This window comes from Agrobacterium sp. 22-3639C2 (assembly GCF_053522105.1).
This window is the reverse complement of the sequence record NZ_JBNWDB010000002.1, coordinates 1120713-1141366: the sequence shown is the minus strand read 5'-3', so window position 1 is coordinate 1141366 and position 20654 is coordinate 1120713. Positions and strand designations below refer to the sequence as shown.

17 protein-coding genes are annotated in these 20654 nt (G+C 56.6%); 10 read left to right on the top strand and 7 right to left on the bottom strand.

Translation table 11 applies throughout. The annotated features are described in order from the left end of the window. Positions 1-115 precede the first annotated feature (115 nt). Positions 116-1123 carry an alpha/beta fold hydrolase gene (locus ACQZ6D_RS12880; protein WP_112682381.1) on the top strand — a complete coding sequence of 336 codons (1008 nt, stop codon included), beginning with the start codon at positions 116-118 and terminating at the stop codon, positions 1121-1123. Positions 1124-1166: 43 nt separating this feature from the next. Continuing rightward, positions 1167-1736, top strand: coding sequence for a HutD/Ves family protein (locus ACQZ6D_RS12875; RefSeq protein WP_448729976.1), 570 nt, complete (start codon positions 1167-1169; stop codon positions 1734-1736). Here the strand turns inward: ACQZ6D_RS12875 and ACQZ6D_RS12870 are convergent. The 4 genes from ACQZ6D_RS12870 to ACQZ6D_RS12855 form a co-directional block, all read right to left on the bottom strand. Next, positions 1722-3227: a M81 family metallopeptidase gene (locus ACQZ6D_RS12870; RefSeq protein WP_112391380.1), complete on the bottom strand. Its 1506-nt coding sequence runs from the start codon at positions 3225-3227 to the stop codon at positions 1722-1724. The two genes, ACQZ6D_RS12875 and ACQZ6D_RS12870, sit on opposite strands and share 15 nt — an antisense overlap. 71 nt (positions 3228-3298) lie before the next feature. Beyond that, a complete protein-coding gene (locus tag ACQZ6D_RS12865) occupies positions 3299-4387 on the bottom strand; it encodes a D-TA family PLP-dependent enzyme (protein WP_149916139.1) in 1089 nt (362 codons plus the stop codon). A gap of 32 nt (positions 4388-4419) precedes the next feature. Further along, complete coding sequence (locus tag ACQZ6D_RS12860; RefSeq protein WP_003511636.1) at positions 4420-4815, bottom strand: RidA family protein; 396 nt, start codon at positions 4813-4815, stop codon at positions 4420-4422. Positions 4816-5232: 417 nt separating this feature from the next. Beyond that, the gene (locus tag ACQZ6D_RS12855; RefSeq protein WP_448729975.1) at positions 5233-6618 is read right to left on the bottom strand and encodes an FAD/NAD(P)-binding protein; all 1386 of its coding nucleotides are present in this window, start codon (positions 6616-6618) and stop codon (positions 5233-5235) included. Between the two features lie 439 nt (positions 6619-7057). Here ACQZ6D_RS12855 and repA point away from each other — a divergent pair, with 439 nt between their 5' ends. The 6 genes from repA to ACQZ6D_RS12825 all read left to right on the top strand — a co-directional run bounded on the left by repA (position 7058) and on the right by ACQZ6D_RS12825 (position 12931). Beyond that, complete coding sequence (gene repA, locus ACQZ6D_RS12850) at positions 7058-8272, top strand: plasmid partitioning protein RepA (protein WP_029658853.1); 1215 nt, start codon at positions 7058-7060, stop codon at positions 8270-8272. Beyond that, on the top strand, positions 8269-9279 hold the full coding sequence (gene repB / locus ACQZ6D_RS12845; RefSeq protein WP_003511631.1) for a plasmid partitioning protein RepB: 1011 nt from the start codon (positions 8269-8271) through the stop codon (positions 9277-9279). The genes repA and repB overlap by 4 nt, the downstream gene beginning before the upstream one ends. A gap of 185 nt (positions 9280-9464) precedes the next feature. Further along, positions 9465-10742 carry a plasmid replication protein RepC gene (repC, locus tag ACQZ6D_RS12840; protein ID WP_080671298.1) on the top strand — a complete coding sequence of 426 codons (1278 nt, stop codon included), beginning with the start codon at positions 9465-9467 and terminating at the stop codon, positions 10740-10742. A 399-nt stretch (positions 10743-11141) separates the two neighbouring features. Next, positions 11142-11354 carry a hypothetical protein gene (locus tag ACQZ6D_RS12835; protein ID WP_019565010.1) on the top strand — a complete coding sequence of 71 codons (213 nt, stop codon included), beginning with the start codon at positions 11142-11144 and terminating at the stop codon, positions 11352-11354. A 66-nt stretch (positions 11355-11420) separates the two neighbouring features. Continuing rightward, positions 11421-11693, top strand: a complete 273-nt coding sequence (locus ACQZ6D_RS12830; RefSeq protein ID WP_003511627.1) for a hypothetical protein — start codon at positions 11421-11423, stop codon at positions 11691-11693. A 38-nt stretch (positions 11694-11731) separates the two neighbouring features. Continuing rightward, a complete protein-coding gene (locus ACQZ6D_RS12825) occupies positions 11732-12931 on the top strand; it encodes a low temperature requirement protein A (protein ID WP_448729974.1) in 1200 nt (399 codons plus the stop codon). Here ACQZ6D_RS12825 and ACQZ6D_RS12820 read toward each other — a convergent pair. After that, complete coding sequence (locus ACQZ6D_RS12820) at positions 12928-14397, bottom strand: glycosyl transferase family protein (RefSeq protein ID WP_448729973.1); 1470 nt, start codon at positions 14395-14397, stop codon at positions 12928-12930. The two genes, ACQZ6D_RS12825 and ACQZ6D_RS12820, sit on opposite strands and share 4 nt — an antisense overlap. A gap of 147 nt (positions 14398-14544) precedes the next feature. Between ACQZ6D_RS12820 and ACQZ6D_RS12815 the strand changes: the two genes are divergently transcribed. After that, on the top strand, positions 14545-16650 hold the full coding sequence (locus tag ACQZ6D_RS12815) for a TonB-dependent receptor domain-containing protein (protein ID WP_448729972.1): 2106 nt from the start codon (positions 14545-14547) through the stop codon (positions 16648-16650). Positions 16651-16804: 154 nt separating this feature from the next. Next, a complete protein-coding gene (gene soxR / locus ACQZ6D_RS12810) occupies positions 16805-17260 on the top strand; it encodes a redox-sensitive transcriptional activator SoxR (RefSeq protein ID WP_013761951.1) in 456 nt (151 codons plus the stop codon). Between the two features lie 38 nt (positions 17261-17298). Here soxR and amyA read toward each other — a convergent pair whose 3' ends face one another. Together amyA and ACQZ6D_RS12800 are read right to left on the bottom strand one after the other, a co-directional pair. Next, complete coding sequence (gene amyA / locus ACQZ6D_RS12805) at positions 17299-18786, bottom strand: alpha-amylase (RefSeq protein WP_080849916.1); 1488 nt, start codon at positions 18784-18786, stop codon at positions 17299-17301. Between the two features lie 132 nt (positions 18787-18918). After that, entirely contained in the window at positions 18919-20649 is a 1731-nt protein-coding gene (locus ACQZ6D_RS12800; RefSeq protein ID WP_448729971.1) for an acetyl/propionyl/methylcrotonyl-CoA carboxylase subunit alpha, read from the bottom strand. Positions 20650-20654 lie beyond the last annotated feature (5 nt).

Here is a 20654-nt window from a genome sequence, read left to right as displayed (position 1 = left end):
ACTTCTGGTCTGTCTGCGGCTTTCTTACGTTGCTGTTTTTAACCGACCGACTGTATGCTCGTTTGAAAGCCGCGCTAACCGTTAGGCAGGCATGAAGGACATGGTAGATCAAAGAATGGCGTACAGGTTCCTTCCGCTTGCATTTACCCTCCTGCTCGGGGCACTTCTTCCGGTTTCCGCTACGAATGCCGTGGCGTCCGAAAAGCAGCAAAATGTTCCCGTGCGGATCGATGTGGGCGGCTACAAGCTGAACAGCATCTTGGTCGAGCCGAGAAAAAGCGCCGAGCTTCCGCCGATCCTCTTCATTCACGGGGCAAGCGCCAGTCTCTATGATCCGATGTTTTCGTTTCTCGAAAAGCTGAGAGGCCGTGCAAAACTGCTATTTGTCGACAGGCCAGGGCACGGCAATTCGGATATCGGCGGCAAGGCAAATATTCTCCCGGATGGACAGGCGGACGCCATTGCCCAGCTTATGAAAAAGCGAGGCGTCCCGAGAGCGATTATCGTCGGACATTCCTTTGGCGGCGCCATCGCGGCATCGCTTGCGGTCCGTCATCCGGAGATGGTCGCGGGCCTCGTATTCCTTTCTCCCGCTGTCTATCCATGGGAGGGCGGCATCGCCTGGTATTACACAGCGGCAAATGCGCCCTTTACCGGTCCGCTGTTTAGCACCTTCATTGCTCCGCCCGCCGGCCTCCTGGCATTGGATCAGGCAACGCGCGGTGTTTTTGCACCCAATTCCAGACCCGCCGGTTATGTGGAAGCAACGCATTCCGTGGCGGCCCTGCGGCCCAGGGCCTTTCGGCACAATGCGCAGGAGGTCGCGGCTCTCAATGAATGGGCGCGCGGAGCTTCCTCGAAGTATCGGCGCATCACGGCACCAACCGTCATCATAACCGGTGATACGGACACGATCGTCTCGCCAGAGGTGCATTCCCGTCATCTCGCCAGAGATATTCGCGGCTCCACTTTGATCGTCGTGCACAATCTCGGGCATAAATCTGACTATGTCGCCAGTGACCTTGCCATTGCCGCGATCGAAAAGGTTGCCGGCCGGCCATCCGATTTAAAGGCAGTCCAAAAAACGATTGAGCGACGCATCGAGAATGATCGCGGATCGTAAACTTTCGCCCCCGCCCCCTTAACGACCCGATTCTGGACATCACATGAGAATATTACGCGCTTCCGAATACAAAACCATGCCGTGGAAAAATGGCGGGGGCGTTACGGTGGAAATCGCCATCCATCCGCCGGGTGCTTCCGTGGATGCATTCGACTGGCGCGTCAGCATGGCGACCGTTGCTCAGGACGGACCATTTTCCAGCTTCCCCGGCGTAGACCGCACGCTTGCGATTATCGAGGGAAACGGCCTTGCACTCGCTATTTCGGGTCATGAGCCGGTGGCGCTGACGACGGAGAGTACCCCCCTGCCCTTTGCCGCCGATGTTCCCGTGGATGCGACCCTGATGGACGGCGCAATCGTCGACCTGAACGTCATGACCCGCCGCTCATCCTTCGCCCACAGCGTGCAAAGACTATCCGGCAGCTGTTCGATGCAAGCGGCAACGGGAACAAGGCTGATCCTCGCGCTCGATCCTCTGACGGTCTCCGTCAACAACGACACAACCCGGCTGGAGAAGCTGGATAGCGTTTTCATCACGGAAAGCGTGCCGTTCACCATCGATGCAGATCATGGTGAAGGCATATTCTTTCTGATCACGCTAAAAGATATCTGAAGCGCCGCAGCCTAAGTCCAACCCCAGCGGATCGGCCACCCGTGGCCATAGCTGGAGGCTTGCCTTGCGATAGGCGGTTGTGGCCGGATCGGTCGGATAGGAAGTGGGCGCGGCGATATAAACGATCTCGGAAGCGACCGGCGCAAAACCCGCATGGAAGTGGTTGGTGGACTTCACCAGCAGCACGTCTTTCCTGGCAAAATCGATGCCGAGATTGGAAAAGATATCCGGCTCATAAGTTTGCGTGCGGCTGGTAATGAGAATGATATCGATTTCCGTTCCGACCGGTCGAACGACGGCGGCGCGGCCGAGCGTGACGCGGCTGTTTCGGAAACTCTGCCACCCTGCTTCTGCAGTGCGCATGACCCTGATCCGGAAATCGAGCGGCTCGCCACCTTCGGGACTGGATTTGCCGCCAATACGCAGATCAATCTCCGCCCCCTCGCCTGCCGCGTGACAGAAAGACACAGCAATCGGATCCCAGATCGTTGCCACACCAATATTGTCCATGCCGCGCTCCACCATGCGCCGCAGAATATGGGTGGCATCACCCGCAACGCCGCCACCGGGATTATCCCATATATCCGACACCACGACCGGCATATCCGGATGCTCACTACGAATGGCGAGAGCCTTGTCGAGACCCGATTCCGTGTCGAGCATCGGCATGGCAGTCAACTTGCGCATGGCATAAAGCTCATGGCCGAGTTTTTCGGCCAGTGCGTCACCTTTTGCCCTGTCATTATCTGTCACGACGACGATACGCGTGCCCATATCTGGTACATCGCCTGCCATGAAACCGTGAATGATGGAAATAGACAGCACGCCGTCCTTGCCCTCCAAAGCCTTCAAACGGTCAACATAAGAACGCATCGGTTCGCGGCTGGTGGGGTAAATGGTGATCATGCGGCAATCGAAAGTGGAAATAACCGGCCTGATTTCTCCGCGGAGGGTGTGAAGTGCCAGTTCAACGACGTGCTCACCACGTTCCTCAAAATCCGTATGCGGGAATTCCAGAAACGTCGCCATGATATCGAGATTTTGGACCCTTAAAGGGGTCAAATGGCTGTGGGGATCGAATTCCGCCGCGATCAGTACGTCGGGACCAACAAGCGTGCGGACATGTGACAGGAAATCGCCTTCCGGATCGTCATAACCCTGCGCGACCATGGCGCCATGTAGACCAAGAATTACCGCATCGACTGGCAGGGCGGCGGCAAGCTCGGCAAGAATCGTATCGCGCAGCGTTTCATAGGTCTGGCGCTGTATCAGCCCCGCCGGTTCCGCCCAGCAGGAGGTACCCTCGATTACCGTAAACCCTTCCGCTTTGCCGCGCCGGCGCAGAATTGGTACCGGTGAGGAGCACAGTGTCGGCGTTTCCGGATGTTCGCCGGGCCCAGCGTAAAAAGCCGCGCGAAAGGCGTCCATGTCCGTCGGGACGGGTGAAAACGTGTTGGTTTCGGTGGCAAGCGATGCCGTGAATATGCGCATGACTGTCATTCTCGTTGCCGATGCCCGCATTTCGGCAGCATCTTTTTTGCAATTTAATTAGCCGGGTAATGTTACCAGACGGTGCCGCGTGCTGCCACGTCTTCCACCCGCGTCACGATACCGTTTCGATGGAAAACCATCCTGTCGAAAAGATTAGTGATGACGCAGGTGTGGTTCGGCACGACCTTGACCAGCTCACCGATTTCCGGCCGGCCCGATGTGCAGCCCGACAAATCGACCACCGCATGTTCTTCCGAAAGCGACATGATTTTCGCGCCTTCATACCCTTCAATCAGCCCGTAATCGCTGAACCCAAGGAGATCGGAGGTCAAAGCCTTGGAGCCACAATCGAGCACAGCGCGATCAGCTGTCGGTCGCGACACCACGGTGGCAAGAACATGCATTGCCAGGTCGCCAGCGGTGCAATGTCCGGCACGCAGCATCGAACGATCATTATATACATAGGTGCCCGCCCGATATTCGGTTGCGGAGGGAACGAGGTGAGCAGAGAAAAAATCCGGTGAGCCGCCACTGGAGCGAACCGGGCAGTCGATGCCCTTTTCCGCAAGCAACGCCATGGTTTCCCGAATGAAGTTCTCCACCTTTTCAGCGCCACCGGGTGCCGGATAGGTCAAAATGCCCTTGAAATTGAGGCCCGGTGCCGCGACGATCTTTTCTGCAAGCTGCAACACGGCTTCAGGGGTCTGCACACCGCAGCGTTTTCCGCCGGTATCGCATTCGACAAGAACGGAAAGCGGTCTTTCCGCATCGAATGTGCCGGCAAGGCCGGCAATCGTCACGGCGCTGTCGGCGACGACGCTCAGTTGCCCTATACGCGCATTCAATGCCCTCAGCCGCGAGAGTTTCGCCACGCCGAGGATATTGTAGGTAATGAGGATGTCGTCGAAACCGGCATCCGCGAAAACTTCCGCCTCGCTGACCTTCTGACAATTGATGCCGATGGCGCCCGCCTGAAGCTGCTGCTTCGCAATGGCTGGTATCTTATGCGTCTTGATATGGGGGCGAAAAGCCATGCCATGTCTATCAAGATAGGACTGCGCCCGCGCAATATTGGCGGCAAGTCGGTCCTCGTCAATCACGGGCATCGGCGTCGAGATCGCATCGAGTGGGGTGCCTTCGTCAGGCCAGGGGTAGGTCATCGTCAAACGCTCTCAGAATCGGAAATTGGCAATCAAACCAGTGGCTTATAGGCTATAACATCCATTTCAACCTTCGCATCGACCATCAGAGGCGACTGCACGGTTGAACGTGCCGGTGGATGATCGATGAAATATTTCTGGAAGACCGCGTTGAAGCTCGAAAAATCCCGAGCATCATCCAGCCAGACATTGACCTTGACGACATCGGCAAGTGTACAATCCGCAAGCGCCAGAACATCCATGATATTGGCCACAACCTGCTCGGTCTGAGCCACAATGCCGCCAGTTACTACTTCACCATCGACCGTTGGCACCTGTCCAGACACATAGACGAAATCACCGGCCCGCACGGCCTTCGCAAAAGGCCTGCGCTGTCCGCCAGCCTGAGCGTCAGCCGTCTCGAATCGTACCAGTTTCTGCTTTTCCATAGATGCCTCGCAAATAATTTTCATGGAAATCGTATTTTTAAGGGTTTAATAGCTCGTTTTGCATCAATATTCCATAAGTGATGTAAATAATTTAGCAATTGTGTAAATCATCAACTCGCGGACGGATGGACGTCACGGTGAGCTATTCGTATCGCCGCACGTTGTCGAACCGAATAATGTGGCTCAAAACCCATTGTCTGTCGCGATCTATGGAAGCGGCTATTGGCTGAGCGAAGGCTCTTACTAACCCTTAGCTCTATCGCGTAATGAGGAAAGCCCGGTACATTCGGATGGCTGCCTGATGAGAGAAATAGAGAGGTTAGCCGCGGCAAACCTCAGTATCTGAAAAGTTAGAGGAACAGTCTCAAGCGCAAACTCTTCAAGACCTGGCACTGTGCGAGTGTTCTTTCCTTCACATCAACCGTGTGCCGAAACCCGCCGGTCCGATACCACTCTGTCCGTGACAGCTTGCGCGATCTTTTGCGCCTGCACGCGGATATCCGGCACGGCGGTTATCTCCCAAAAGCGGCCCGCCGTCAGCGCCCCGGCGGCAAACAGGCCAGGCCAGACCTGCCCGTCCGAGCTTGACAAGCGCGACTGGCCATCGACCTCGACCCCAAGACCAAAGGCGTCGAGCAAAAGCACGCCATCGTCCCGCATGGTTTCCAGAAGCCGTGAATGACCGATCCCCGCCCTCTCCATTCCGGTACAATTAACGACCCAATCGACCTGAAACTCTCTAAGCGTCTCCGTATGCCGACGGCGATAAAGTACGGCGATCCCCTCGTCCTGCTCGTCGAGAGAGCGAAGATAACCGGCATGGATCTCTAGGACGCCGTCAGATAATAGCTTTTCAAAAGCCTTATGCACTTCGGGCGCGATTCGGTGCCGGTGAATGTTCCACCAGGGCAAAGCATGGCGAAGAAACCGGCTTCGCTGCTCAGATGTCAGGCTCTGCCAAAGCAGCTGGGTCTTCGGCCGTAGACCATCCATGACAGTACGCCACGGCGCACCATCCTTCACCTGCCTACGCAGAGCCTGCACTAACCGGCTGATCTCGGTCGAACCTTCTGGTAAGCGCGGATCAGCTGGCGACAGTGGCGGGCTGATATGTGGATGCGGCACAAGTCCGCGGCGGGACAATACGTGGATTGGGCCACGATGTCCCTTTCCTCGAAGCGTCAGGACCTGATCTATCATCGTCAGGCCAGAACCCAGAATACAGATGCGGTCCCCCGCCTTTACTTTCGACAGCCATCCGGACTGCCAGCAATGCCCGATAATGCGATGCGGCGCGTCGTCATCTTTCGTCAGAGTTTGCACCGGCAAACTCGCTGCGCCGACACCAAGACATAAGACAACATTTTTAGCGCGCAGCTTCTCACTATTCTCCAGCGCAAAAGAGAAACCGCCATTCCCATCCGGGCGACAGGCTGAAGCCTTGGCACGGATGAAGTCCACCCTCGCCCGCTGATCCCGGCTTCTCAGCAGGCTGGCGAGCCTGTCCCTGAGATAGAGGCCGTAATCGCCACGTGAGGCAAAAGCCAATGGATCATTGCCGAGCCCATTCTCCGTCAGCCAATCGAGAAAGTCATCCGGCCTGTCGGGGAATACGCTCATGCGCCCTGCCGGCACATTGAGCCGGTGATAGGGCAACTCGGTACGATAGGCCGTACCGCGCCCGAAATCCGACTCGTCGCCGACAATGGCGATCGACGCGTCCCCGGGCAGGGATGATAAGAGATGAGCGGCGGTACAGATAGCCGAGAAACCCGAACCGACGATAGCGACATCATAGGACATTCATTCCTCCAACCTGCAACAGCACGAAAGGTCAGGCGGTGGGCGCCGAACCCGTTGATACTCTAGTCGATGAGTAGAGATTAAACACCTGCCAATGTCTACCCTTCACTTCCACCGGCGGGATCGCGCCTTGCACATTTGGTGCGCAGGATTGTCAAAGTTAGCCGCGGCAAACTTTCGCTCTGATCGCTCCATGTCAATTTTAAAGGAAGCCAAAAAACCGCGTCTCAGCCAGAACGAAGATGAAGTTAGCCGCGGCTAACCGAAAAACTGTCACAAAAAGCAAAACTGATTCTTCCACAATGCCTTAGCGGTACTTCTGCATCCGGGAAAAAAGCCTATTGCGCCAAAAAGAGAATCGGCGCTTATATCTCAGTTGCGGAAAAAACCGTCTTTTTCGAAAAAAACCGCAACTGCAATATCGAGCGAAAGTAGATCCATGACACAGAGTGCCGACTCAAGATTTGCTGCAGGGGCACCCGACCTCACGAGCCTTATACAACAGCATTCGGCTGCATTGTCAGCCCAATTGCAGGCGCATAATGCGAATACGTTTTCACCGCATACCGAAAAGAGTATGCGCCATTTTTCGCCGGCGGAAACCGCCCGGCTGATTGGCATCGGTGAAGCCTATCTTCGTCAGATCGCCGCTGAGCGTCCGGAGCTCGATGCAGCGCAGGCATCCGGTCGTCGTTCCTATTCGGTAGAGGATATGGACGAGATCAGAAAGTTTCTCGATCAGGGCGCGCGCGGCACGCGTCGCTATCTGCCCCACCGTCGCGACGGCGAGGAATTGCAGGTCATCGCCGTCATGAATTTCAAAGGCGGTTCGGGTAAGACCACGACATCCGCGCATCTGGCGCAATATCTGGCACTGCGCGGTTACCGGGTTCTGGCTATCGATCTTGATCCGCAGGCCAGTCTCTCCGCTCTCTTCGGTCACCAGCCCGAAATGGATGTCGGCCCGAATGAAACGCTCTACGGCGCGATCCGCTACGATGACGAACGCCGGCCGATCGCCGAGATCGTTCGCGGCACCTATATTCCCAACCTTCATATCGTTCCGGGCAATCTGGAGCTTATGGAGTTCGAACATGATACCCCGCGCGCACTGATGCGTCGCGCACCAGGCGACACGCTGTTCTTCGCTCGCATCGGCCAGGCAATCGCCCAGGCCCAGAATTTCTACGACGTCGTGGTCATCGATTGCCCACCGCAACTCGGTTACCTGACGCTTTCGGCGCTGACGGCAGCAACATCGGTTCTCGTGACCGTTCATCCGCAAATGCTTGATGTCATGTCCATGAACCAGTTCCTTGCCATGACTGGCGATCTTCTCGCTGAAATCGGCAGGGCCGGCGCACGCTCCGATTATAACTGGATGCGTTACCTCATCACGCGTTTCGAACCGAGCGATGGGCCGCAGAACCAGATGGTGGCTTTCCTGCGCTCGATCTTCGGTGAAAACGTCCTCATTCACCCGATGCTGAAGAGCACGGCCGTTTCGGATGCCGGATTGACCAACCAGACGCTTTTCGAGGTGGAAAGAACCCAGTTCACGCGCTCCACCTATGACCGCGCACTGGAAGCCATGAACAACGTGAACGCTGAAATCGAGGGATTGATTAAAAAAGCGTGGGGTAGGGCAGCATGAGCAGAAAACAGATTTTCGCCAATCTTGGTACGCCAGGCACAGACAACGATACCACTCCCGAGCGGTCCCGTCCGCGTGTCAGACCCATCCTCGGTTCTCCCGAACTGGTGACGGATGTGTTGAACTCGCCAGTCGGCATGATCGGCCAGTCTCTGAACGAAGTGTCGGAGCGCTCCAAGCGTGCTGAAGAGATCGAAAAACGGCTCGCAGAGGGCCTTACGATCGTTTCGCTCAATCCTGCTGATATCGATCCGTCCTTCATACCCGACCGCATGCCAGCCTCAGAAGAGGCGGATGCAGGCCTGGTGGAGGCTATTCGCGAGCAGGGCCAGCAGGTTCCCATTCTGGTGCGCCCTCATCCCGAATTTCCGGGACGTTATCAGGTCGCATTTGGCCATCGCCGTCTGCGCGCCGTTTCCAACCTGGGTATTCCGGTCAAGGCCGTGGTTCGCGATCTCAGCGACGAACAGCTGGTTGTCGCCCAGGGACAGGAAAACAACGAGCGCCGTGACCTAACCTATATCGAAAAGGCGCGCTTCGCCCAGAAACTGCAGATGCGGTTTCCGCGTGATACGATCATGGCGGCGATGTCCCTGCACAAGGGCGATCTTTCCAACATGCTATCGGTTGTCGGTCGCATTCCCGAGGATTTGGTCGATCTTATTGGTCCGGCACCCACCGTCGGTCGCCGTAACTGGATGGATCTCGCAGATCAACTCTCCTCGTCACAGGTCAAGGAAGCTGCGCGCGCTTATGTCAGGGAACCTTCAGTTGCCGCTCTTCCGTCCGAAGAACGCTTCAAGTCGCTTCTGGATTTTCTGAAACCCAAGGCACAGGCAAAGAAAGCCGGTGTCTGGTCTTCGGAAACTGGCAGCAGACTGGCAAAGGTGGTCGAAAGCGACCGCAAGCTGGATATATCCATCGACAAGAACGAGGCGCCGGAATTTGCCGATTTCGTTCTGGAACATCTTCAGGCGCTGTTTGCCGAATACCGGTCCAAGCAGTGATTGTTAATACCAACGACTAACAGGAGACGCATTACAAAAGAAAAAAGCCCCCGAACGTTGCCGCACGGAAGCCTTTCTTTGATCTAAGCAACCAAAGAATCTCATTTCCGCGAATCATAGTCAAGAGTCTTGGCATCGAATTTTTCGGTGAGCGATTTTCTTTTGCCTTGTGAAAGGTGAAAGACATGGACAGCACATGTGTAACGACGCCCTTTGGGCGGCGAGCGATGTCGTTTGGCGTTCTCGCAACTCAGTTTGCCGCGCAGAAAAACAAAAAGACCGAGGCGGTCGATAAATGGAAACTCTACCGTTCGGTCTGTGAAGCCAGACCATTGCTCGGCGTGACCGATCGTTCTCTCGCGGTCTTGAACGCCCTTCTGAGTTTTTATCCGAAAAATGAACTCTCCAGCGAAGCCGGTTTGGTCGTCTTTCCGTCGAATACGCAATTGTCATTGCGAGCACATGGAATGGCAGAACAGACATTGCGCCGCCATCTCTCGGCTCTCGTCGAGGCCGGTCTCATCATCCGCAAGGATAGTCCGAACGGAAAACGCTACGCCCGTAAGCACAGGGGCGGGGAAATCAGCGAAGCCTATGGTTTTTCGCTGGCACCGCTTCTCGCCCGCAAATCGGAAATCGAGGAACTCGCCGAACGCATCGTTCGCGAGCGGCTCGACCTTCAGCGGCTTCGTGAAAACATCAGCCTGTGCCGCCGCGATATCCAGAAGCTTTGCGAAATGATAGCCGCCAGCGGTGAAGTCGTAACGTCAGAAGGATTCCAGGCGCGCTACAATGCCATTGCCCGGTCTCTCGGCCGTAATTCAAAGCCTGTCGAACTCAAGGAAATCGCCGGATTTTTGGTCTCCCTGCGTGCAGAAGTGACCAACTATCTGGAAAATATTGAAAATTCGGAGAAATCGGGCGGCAATGACTGCCAAAATGAGCGCCTCATAAAGAATTCAGAATCCGAATCTATATCTAAACCGCAAAATTTGCGTGAACCGGTAATCGTCACACCTGCCGACACGACAGTCGTACAGCCAGAATACGCCGTACCCGTCAGTGCAAAGCCGTCATCGCAACAGCCAAAGCCTGTTCTTCATAAGCAATTTTTTGTTCCTGATATTGTTTTGGTTGTGAAGGCTTGCCCGGACATTTCTCTCTATGCACCCGGAGGAGCAGTGACTGGATGGCGTGATCTGGAAGTGGCGACATCAGTCATCAAAACCATGTTCAACGTTAGCCAGTCGGCCTACCAGGACGCCCTCACCACTTTCGGTCGACAGGGAACAGCGGCGATTCTTGCCTGCCTGCTGCAAAAGGCGGACCAGATCAGCTCGCTGGGCGGATATCTGCGCAATCTCACCCGTAAGGCCCACGAGGGCGGGTTTGATCTTCAGGCCATGCTTCTGGCGCAACTGCGGGGTCGAACTGACGGGATAGAGAGAAGCATGGCTGTATGAGTTCTTGAGGACGGACAGAAAATGGCGCCGGCTTGCCGAATTCCCAGTCTGCAGCTACATTGACGCTGTTTCTGCAAGACTCCGAAGATTCGCTGTGAGGCTGCCAGTGTTTACGAACAGACTGTGCTGGCAGGGGTTCCTATGGTTAATGCAAAGTAATGAAAGTTAAGCCTCGATTGACTTTCGTTTGAGTTATTCCATGATTGGTTTCAATCGCTTGAGTCCGGGTATCTTTTAGCGGTAGTGCGATGATATGGGCAGGAAAAGCGCGATTTTTACGCGTTTCTTGCCTGACTAGACCGGGGTAATGCAGATATCTCGATATGGCACGATGTTGGAACTGAACCTTCCCTAAGATTGTGCGTTTCCGTGTCGATGTTGGAAGGGGGCCTTGAGCCTATGGTTTTTCCAGACGATATGGAGCTGGCTGTCGCTGTTTACATGGCGGACATTGCATTGCCTCGAGATACCGCCATCGAAAAGCTCTTGAAGGCGGGACTTGAAGAAGCCGGTTATTTGACCGGAGGTGAGGGGCGGCCGCCGGAAATTATCGACGGGCAACCAAGTTCGGACTATGTGCAATATCGCACATATCTGGACGAGGACAGCTGAAAGACGGCTGGAACCAAACCGGGCGAAGGCTGTTTATGGCGCAGTCAATTGTGACAGGATGTGCCGATGTTCTCCAAGTCCCTCTTTATCGCGACAATTGTCATCTCCGCGACGAGCCACCCGATATTTGCTCAGCCTCTAGAGGTCAGCATATTGGAACCGACCAAGACCCGTAGCGCCGAATTCTCGCCTGGGGCGACCGCATCGAATTATATTACCGATGTCTCCGGCAAGACAGTGCGTCTGGTAGGACCGCGTTTTTATCCCGACAATGCGCGGGCGCTGCAGTTTCCCGGCCGGGACTCGAATGTTAATTCTTCGGCTGAAGCGCAACGCTAACGCGATCGCAATAATTCATATTGACGAACAGGGGCAGAATGGGAACCGAAAGCGAAACGTCCGGGCAGAAACCGGATGCGCAAACCTGGATCAAACAGGACGGGCACGAAGCAGAAAAGGCGACCTTTCCTGAACTGTTCTTCGATCTGGTTTTCGTTTTCGCGCTCATTCAGCTTTCCCATGCGCTAGCAAAGGACTTCGGACCGACAGCTGCGCTTGAGGCGGGCATACTGATATTGTCACTTTGGTGGTTGTGGATACACACCACCTGGATCACCAACCTGCTGAATACCGAAAAGGAGCCTGTCCGGATTCTGCTTTTCGTCCTGATGTTCGGCGGGGTTCTTTTGGCCATCGCGCTGCCGGAGGCTTTTGCGGAACAGGGTTTCGTGTTTGCCCTGATCTACAGTGCCATGCAGGTGGGACGGAGCCTGTTTGCACTTTATGCCTTCAAGGGAGAGGACAGGCAGTCTTTTCTGGTTTTTGTGCGCGTGACGATCTGGCTAGTCATATCGAGCCTGTTCTGGCTGGCTGGTGGGCTTGTCGATTTGACGGATCGAATCCTCCTGTGGGGTATAGCACTCGCGATAGAATATGCCGGACCGGCTTGTCGTTATGTCGTCCCGGGATTGAAAGCAAGCGATGCGGATAAGCTGCATCTTTCCGGCGAGCACCTTGCGGAGCGCTGTGCGCTTTTCGTCATCATCTGTCTCGGGGAAACGATCCTAACCACCGGCCGCACGGCCACGGAATATATGAATTCTGGCCTCACATTCATCGTCTTTTGTTCGGCCTTCGTCAGCACCGTCACAATGTGGTGGATCTATTTCCATCACGGGCAGGAAGAGGCCTCCAGAAAGGCCGAGCATGCCGACGAGAAAGCGAAGATTGCCCAGAATCTTTTCAACTACGGACATTTGCCTATCGTGGCCGGCATCATCCTTACGGCAGTTGGAGAGGATTTCAGCCTGTCCCATGCCCATGAAGGGACGACGATGAGGGAGTCACTCGCCATTCTTGGTGGCCCGATCCTGTTTCTAGCCGGTAATATCGGCGTCAAGATTGCTGCCACCTATCAGCGGCCGATCTCGCATTTTGCCGGAGTAGCGGCGTTCTGCCTGCTTCTGCCGGTGCCGGGCGTGCCGCTTTTTGCGCTGCAACTGGCAAGCACGGGGATTTTGCTGCTGGTGGCGCTGTGGGAATATCTGGCGCTGAAAAAATCAGTCGCCAACGCCTAGGCAGTGGCGAAATTGCGTGCCCTGTCGTGCCATAGCCTCAGGCTGCGGGCATAGGCCTCTTCGAAAGGCAGAACCATATCATTGACCAGCATCAGGGCAATGGCAGCGGTGGAGACGATGATGGTTTCCGCTCTCTCGTCTCTGGCCGCCCCCGTCCAGACGGCGCGCCAATATTCGAAGGTGGTGAACATGGTCGGCATTTCGGCCGGTGGCGTTTCGCGGGCGGGAATGACAAACTCGACATCTTCGCCCTTGGAAAGACCGAAGATCCGGGTGCTGCGGAAGGGAGTAAATTGTGCGAAATCCCGCGTATTGCCGAGAATGGCAAGGCTCTCGACGGAAAGCAGCCGCGCCGTATCGCGATGAAGCTCCTGATAGGAGGGGCGGGCGACGCCGATAATGGTGCTTCTGGCGCGAAGCGGATTGAGAAGATGCACGACCGTATTGAGCGGCAGGCGCATTTCCAGAATGCCGTGCAGGCCAAGCAGGCTCTGAAACTGTAACGATAGTCCACCGATCGGCAGATAGGCGATCCCTTGCGAGGCAGTGGCCTTGGCCGCCTGCGAAAGTGAATGGCAGAGCGGTATCCCGCAGGCTTCAGCGGCGAGTTCGAGCTTACCGCCATTTTCTCCCTGGCCCACATGGCCGTGTAACAAGACGCTATATCCCGCCATGGAAACGAGACGCGCGGAATGCAGGAACCAGGGTGCATCGCGATGTTTGGGCGACATATAGGCCGGCCAGTCGAGATCGACCGATGCGGGCGCTTGCTGGTCTCTTTTTATATGGCCCCACATGGCTTCGATAAAACCGGCAAGCTCTGCCGCGGTCACACCGCGATATTGCATGGTCGCAAGCAGCGCTCCTATCTGTATGGGATCTGCATCGCCTTCGAGAATGATCGAAAGCGCGTCCATCGCCTCTTGCTGGCTGAGCGGGCGGCTGTTGCCGATGCCCATCGCCGAGGTCGCTATATATTTGGCGAGCCTGTGCTGCGGATCGGCATTGTGGCCGATGCGGGCAAGGCGGTCCGCTATATTTTCCGGTGTCGGCTGACCTTCCAGAAGAACGCTGGGGCGCAGCGAAAGAGGCGGCGCCTTCATCAGCACCGGCCGCTCCCAGCCGCTAACATTTGCGGCGGCGGGAGCTGCCGCTTTTTCCTGTGAATAATCGATCAGGTTTTCCGCCTCCGCCGCCAGCGAACGAATGCGCAGCCGCATGGTCTCGGCAAAAGGGGTGGGTCGCAAACCCTGGCCGGTGCGTAAGAACAGCTGGTCGCCGTATTTCTCGCGCAGCTGCTGTAATATCCGACTCATCGATGATGTCGGCAGTCCCATGCCTGCCGCTGCGCGGCTGACGCTTCCTTCCCGCAACAACGCATCGAACGCGACAAGTAGTTTCAGCTGACCAAGCCTGTCGGGCTTTGTCGGGGAAGCTGGTTCTTCTTTTCTCTTGCCGGTTGTCATCTTGCTGTTTTTTTACCCCGCCCCCGATTAGAGGGGGCCTTTTTGCAATTTCTGGAATTTAGAACTGTTCGAAAACAAACGCGTTGCGCCAGACCTCCCTCCTAAATAAGTGGGGGTAAATTCTCAAGTTAAATGCGGGGGCGTAACATGGAATTGAAGTACCGCGGGCAGGATATGGCCGCGACGATAATAAAGGCCGGCATTTTCGTCGCTATGGCGGGAACGGCGCTCAGCGTTGCCTTGCCTGCTGTCGCGCAGCAGGCGACCGACGGAACCACCGTTCTTCAGCAGATCGTGGTGACCGCGTCCGGCTTCGAGCAGAATGTAAAGGATGCTCCGGCAAGCATCACGGTCGTGACGCGAGAAGATCTGGAAAAGGGGTCTTACCGCGATCTGACAGACGCCTTGCGCGAAGTTCAGGGCGTGTCTGTCACCGGCATTGCCAATGAGAAGGATATTTTCATTCGCGGATTGCCCGGCGCTTACACGTTGATCCTGGTTGACGGTAAGAGGCAGAGCACGCGCGATGCTCGTACCAATGGTAATTCCGGCTTCGAACAGAGTTTCGTGCCGCCGGTTTCGGCGATCGAACGCATCGAGGTCGTGCGCGGCCCGATGTCCTCTCTTTACGGGTCCGATGCCATGGGCGGCGTCATCAACATCATCACCCGCAAGGTTGGCGATGTCTGGTCTGGCTCCGTCACCAGCGAGGGTACGGTTCAGCAACATTCAAAATTCGGCAATAGCGGTCAGGTGTCCTGGTATGCCAATGGGCCGATCCTGAAGGACCGGCTGGGGCTGCAGATCTGGGGCAGGGGCTTCACGCGCGGCGAAGACCGCATATTGAATGGTACGACGGGCGCGAAGGAATATGATTTCAATGGACGTTTGACCTTCACGCCGAATGAGGATCACGACATCTATCTCGAGGCTGGCAAAGCACGGTTGCGCCGCGATGCCGAGTCCGGCGAGACGCTGGCAGCCAATGCAGACGGCACCTACAACACCAATACGCGCGACCATTGGTCATTGTCGCATGCCGGCCGGTGGGGACCGACCACGTCTGAATTCTCCTTCCAGCAGGAATGGGCCGAGCGCACCAACTTCACCAGAAATTTTCGCACGGGACGCGTCACTGAAAATCCGCGCTCGCCGGAGGTTCGCAATAGCGTTCTCGACGGCAAGTTCACCACGCCGTTCGAACTGTTCGGCAACCATACGCTCGTCACCGGCGGTCAATATTTCGAGGCACAGCTGAAGGACCAGAATCCGGGACGCCGTACCGGTCGCGACGAAACTTTCTCGGCGACGCAATGGGCGCTCTTCGTCGAGGATGAATGGCGCATCGTCGATAGCTTTGCGCTGACGGGCGGCCTTCGTCTGGATAACCATGAAAAATATGGCAATCATTTCAGCCCGCGCCTTTACGGCGTCTGGAGCGCAACCGACGATCTTACGATCAAGGGCGGCATTTCAACAGGTTTCCGCGCACCGGAAATCCGCCAGATCGCACCGGGTTACGCCTATACGACTGGCGGCGGTGGGTGCACCTATGCCTCGAACGGTACCTGCGGCGTGATCATCGGCGATCCGGGTCTGGAGGCGGAAAAAAGCACGAGTTATGAATTGGCAGCACTCTGGGACAATGGTGATGTTGCCCTCGGTGCCACTTATTTCTACACAGATTTCAAGGACAAGATTTCTAACGCGCTCGTGCTCAATCCGGATGGTACGCCTGCCCGCTGGAGCGAAGATAGCAATTATCGCCTCTGGTACAATTACAATATCGACGACGCGGTCATTCAGGGCATAGAACTGACGGCAGCATGGTATGCGACGCCGGAACTGACATTGCGCGGCAACTATACCTATACGCATTCCGAACAGAAGACGGGCGATTACGAGGGTTTTCCGCTGGCGCGGACGCCGGAGCACATGGCCAATCTGAGAGGCGAATGGGTCACCCCGGTGGACGGGCTGGAAGCCTGGGCCTCGGTGAATTATCACGGATCGGAAATCAATGCGGGTCCGCGCATCGGTACGAACGGCAAACCGGTTACGATCAACGGCAAGGCCGGGCGTAAATATGACGCTTACACCACCCTCGACATCGGGGCGAAATATGCGGTGGCCGAAAATGTCGATCTCAACGCGGCGGTTTACAATGTATTCGACAAGGAAGTCGGCGCTGACGATTTCAACACGGTCATGGAAGGCCGCCGCTTCTGGATCAGCATGACCGCCAAATTCTGATCCGCGATATTTAAGAATTCAGAGGCGCCCGATGGGCGCCTCTTTTTGCCATCCATCCTATTGACCTCAACTATGGTTGAGGAATTATACCGGCTGCTCTCTAGTGTGTTTCCGCGTTTTTCAGAGCGGAGGCCGTTCAGAAAACGGAGCCGGCATGGAAAATACCATCTTTAAACACAGCCTGACGGTTGGGGAGGTTGCGCGTCGTAGTGGCGTCGCCGTTTCCACCATCCATTTTTACGAGGCGAAGGGATTGATCGAAGGCTGGCGTACCAGCGGGAACCAGCGTCGTTATCATCGCGCCGTCCTGCGGCGCATTGCCATTATCCGCATTGCGCAGCGGGCAGGTATCCAGCTCAGCATCATCAGGGACGCCTTGGCGGATTTGCCGCAGGACAGGGTGGCGACGACCGCTGACTGGCGCGTGTTCTCGCAGTCCTGGCGGGAAATGCTGCAGCTTCGTATCAACAACCTGATTATGCTGCGCGACCAGCTTACCGGCTGTATCGGTTGCGGTTGCCTCTCACTTGATGACTGTCCCTTACGCAATCCAAACGATGTTCTGGCCGATGCCGGCGCGGGCCCGCGCCGTCTCGTATCCGTCAAATGAGCAAGGTTTCCGGCTGGCTGCTTTAAAAGCAATTGTTCCTACTCGACGTCGGCCGGAACCCAGACACTGACGCTGCCGCCATTAGTGGAAAACAGACCCTTGCCATGCTCGTCAAGGGTGATCTGCTCGTGACGGTGACCAAGGAAATCGCGCCATACAGCTCCTGCCTGCTCAGGGCCGAGATCTATCTGTTTTTCCGCCGCCTCGCCGTTCGACATCACCACAACGCAGCCCGGCTCATCGGCGGTACCGTGGCGAATAAACGCAACGCAGCTCGGATCGTCGAAAATATCCGTCTGGGCACCGTTGGAAAAGCGGCTGCGTGCCTCGATAAGCTTCGGAAGGCATTCAATAGCCGGCATGACGATCTCATGGTCGTTGCCGTCATTGCCGGTGTCTGTATAGGTCGTACCGAAAAGATCGGGATAAAAGACGCAAGGCACACCTTCTTCGCGCAGCAGAATGATCGCATAGGCCAGAGGCTTGAACCAGGGTTCTACCGGCGCTTCCAGAGATTGCAGCGGCTGCGTGTCGTGGTTGTCGACAAGCGTGACGGCGTGATCTGGAACAGCGGAAAGCAGCGAACCATCGAAGATAGTGCGCATGTCGAAATCGCCGCCCTGCTTGGAAGCGTCATGGAAGCGGTGGTGAAGGGCGACATCGAAGAGCATCAGCTGCTTGTCCACCAGATCGAGATAGCTTTTTAGCGCGTCTATATCGGGGTGCCAGTATTCCGCGACAACGAAGAGGTCGGGATTAATCGTGTCGCGCATATGGCCTACCCAGTCGCGGAAGAACCATGCCGGAATATGTTTGGCCGCATCCAGACGGAAACCATCCACCTGCACCTGTTCGGCAAGCCACCGGCCCCAATATTTCAGTTCCTCGTAGACAGCCCTGTTTCGGAATTCGACATCCGCGCCCATGAGATAATCGAAGTTGCCGTTTTCCTCGTCGACCTCCTCATTCCATTCGCCGTCGCCATATTCGTTGACGAGACGGAAAATGCCGTCCTCATCAGGCTCCTCGATATGGTCGACGCCGCTGAAGCACTTCAGGTCCCAGATGAATTTGGAATGTGTGCCGTTTCGGCCGGGAAACGTGAAGCGCGTATAGGCGTGCGCCTCGAAATCCTCGTCCTCTATTTCGGTGCGGTCATCGGGATTGACGCGACGAACCCGCACCTTCTCCCGTTCATCCGCGCCCATCTTGTGATTAAGAACCACGTCGTGAATGACGCGGATGCCGTTTTCCTTCAGCGTCCGACCGGCCTGTTCGAGGGCAGCGCGATCACCGTATTTGGTCGCGACTGTTCCCTTCTGGTCGAATTCGCCAAGGTCGAAGAGATCATAGGTATCGTAACCTACCGAAAAACCGCCGGCAGAACCCTTGTAGGCCGGCGGTAGCCAAACGTCGGTAATACCCATTCGGGCAAGGCTTTCCGCCTTTTCGGCCACCTCGCTCCATAATTTCCCTCCGTCCGGATAGTACCAATGGAAGAATTGAAGCAAGGTGCGTCCGGCCATATTTCCCTCATGATGGTTAGCAGGTCGCGCCATAAACGGCCCGGCGGCGAAAGGGTTCCGCCGCCGTATTGACCAAACTTCGATTGTGAGGGGACCACCTTCCCTGATGGGTCCGGTGGCCTGGTCTATGCGTTATTCCGCAATTTCGAGAAGTGCCGCGCCCGCCTGAAGATAGTCGCCTTCCTTGACGATCAGGCGGACCTTGCCGGCCTTCGTCGCCACGATTTGCGTTTCCATTTTCATGGCTTCCATGACGGCCAGAAGATCGCCTTTGGAAACAGTTTCGCCATCGTTCACCTTGAACGATTGCAAGGTGCCGGAAACGGGAGCGATAATTTCACCTTCCTTCTCCTTGACCGACGCGCCGGGGGCTGCGGCATTGCCGCCGCTGACAGCGCCGAGGCCGGAGAGCAGCAGGTTCGGCAGGCCGACAGAAACACGCTTGCCGTCGATTTCCAGAAAGGTGCGCGTGATGGAAGGGTCTTCAGCCGGTGCAGGACGTTCCATGGCGTCAGGCATGGCGGCGAAATCGGTCTCGATCCAGCGGGTATGAACCTTGAAACCGTCGGTGCCGATGAAGTCGTCCGTCTCGATTGCGGCGCGATGGAACGGCAGAACCGTGGCAATGCCTTCGATACGGAATTCTTTCAGCGCGCGGCGCGCGCGGCGCAGAACCTGATCGCGGTCGGTACCCGTAACGATGAGCTTCGCCATCAGCGAGTCGAATACGCCAGGCACGCTGGAGCCGCTGACGACGCCGCTATCCATACGGATGCCGGGGCCGGAAGGAGCATCGAAAATCGAGATCGTGCCGGGTGTTGGCAGGAATCCTCGGCCGGGATCTTCGGCATTGATGCGGAATTCCATCGAGTGGCCGCGCGGTTCCGGCGTTTCAACCACCCGCAGGGTGTGGCCCTCGGCAATGCGGAACTGCTCGATGACGAGATCGATACCGGTGGTTTCCTCGGTAACGGGATGTTCCACCTGCAGGCGCGTATTGACCTCCAGGAAAGAAATCGTGCCATCAACGCCGAGCAGAAATTCGACGGTGCCGGCACCGGAATAGCCCGCGGCGGCACAGATCGCCTTTGCCGCGTCGTGGATTTTTTGTCGCTGTTCGGCAGACAGGAACGGGGCCGGAGCCTCCTCTATCAGCTTCTGGTTTCGACGTTGCAGCGAGCAATCGCGAGTGCCCAGCACCAGCACATTGCCGTGCTTGTCGGCCAAAACCTGCGCCTCGATATGGCGGGGCCGGTCGAGGAAGCGTTCGAGAAAGCACTCGCCGCGACCGAAAGCGGCGGTCGCTTCGCGAACGGCGGATTCGTAGAGATCGGCGATCTCTTCCATCTTCCATGCGACCTTCAGGCCGCGCCCACCACCGCCATGCGCCGCCTTGATGGCGACGGGCAGGCCGTATTCTTCGGCAAAAGCGGTGACTTCGGCGGCGGTAGAGACGGGGCCGTCACTGCCGGCCACCAGCGGTGCGCCGACGCTGGTGGCGATGCGCCGCGCCTCCACCTTGTCGCCCAGCGCTTCAATGACATGTGGGTCGGGGCCGATCCAGCTAAGGCCGGCATCGATAACCGCCTGCGCAAATTCGGCGCGTTCGGACAAAAAGCCGTAACCGGGATGCACGGCATCCGCGCCGGCGCGTTTGGCAATCGCGATCAGCTTGGCGATATCGAGATAGGTTTCGGCGGGGCGGACGCCTTCCAGCGCATAGGCCTCATCCGCCAACCGAACGAATAGCGCATCCTGATCGGGATCGGCATAAACGGCAACCGATTGCAGGCCGTAATCACGGCATGCGCGGATGATCCGCACCGCGATCTCGCCGCGATTGGCAATCAGCACTTTTTTCATCGCTA

Coding starts and splice junctions, on each gene's coding strand:
- ACQZ6D_RS12880 (WP_112682381.1), top strand. CDS start 116: ATGGCGTACAGGTTCCTTCCGCTTGCATTTACCCTCCTGCTCGGGGCA.
- ACQZ6D_RS12875 (WP_448729976.1), top strand. CDS start 1,167: ATGAGAATATTACGCGCTTCCGAATACAAAACCATGCCGTGGAAAAAT.
- ACQZ6D_RS12870 (WP_112391380.1), bottom strand. CDS start 3,227: ATGCGCATATTCACGGCATCGCTTGCCACCGAAACCAACACGTTTTCA.
- ACQZ6D_RS12865 (WP_149916139.1), bottom strand. CDS start 4,387: ATGACCTACCCCTGGCCTGACGAAGGCACCCCACTCGATGCGATCTCG.
- ACQZ6D_RS12860 (WP_003511636.1), bottom strand. CDS start 4,815: ATGGAAAAGCAGAAACTGGTACGATTCGAGACGGCTGACGCTCAGGCT.
- ACQZ6D_RS12855 (WP_448729975.1), bottom strand. CDS start 6,618: ATGTCCTATGATGTCGCTATCGTCGGTTCGGGTTTCTCGGCTATCTGT.
- repA (WP_029658853.1), top strand. CDS start 7,058: ATGACACAGAGTGCCGACTCAAGATTTGCTGCAGGGGCACCCGACCTC.
- repB (WP_003511631.1), top strand. CDS start 8,269: ATGAGCAGAAAACAGATTTTCGCCAATCTTGGTACGCCAGGCACAGAC.
- repC (WP_080671298.1), top strand. CDS start 9,465: ATGGACAGCACATGTGTAACGACGCCCTTTGGGCGGCGAGCGATGTCG.
- ACQZ6D_RS12835 (WP_019565010.1), top strand. CDS start 11,142: ATGGTTTTTCCAGACGATATGGAGCTGGCTGTCGCTGTTTACATGGCG.
- ACQZ6D_RS12830 (WP_003511627.1), top strand. CDS start 11,421: ATGTTCTCCAAGTCCCTCTTTATCGCGACAATTGTCATCTCCGCGACG.
- ACQZ6D_RS12825 (WP_448729974.1), top strand. CDS start 11,732: ATGGGAACCGAAAGCGAAACGTCCGGGCAGAAACCGGATGCGCAAACC.
- ACQZ6D_RS12820 (WP_448729973.1), bottom strand. CDS start 14,397: ATGACAACCGGCAAGAGAAAAGAAGAACCAGCTTCCCCGACAAAGCCC.
- ACQZ6D_RS12815 (WP_448729972.1), top strand. CDS start 14,545: ATGGAATTGAAGTACCGCGGGCAGGATATGGCCGCGACGATAATAAAG.
- soxR (WP_013761951.1), top strand. CDS start 16,805: ATGGAAAATACCATCTTTAAACACAGCCTGACGGTTGGGGAGGTTGCG.
- amyA (WP_080849916.1), bottom strand. CDS start 18,786: ATGGCCGGACGCACCTTGCTTCAATTCTTCCATTGGTACTATCCGGAC.
- ACQZ6D_RS12800 (WP_448729971.1), bottom strand. CDS start 20,649: ATGAAAAAAGTGCTGATTGCCAATCGCGGCGAGATCGCGGTGCGGATC.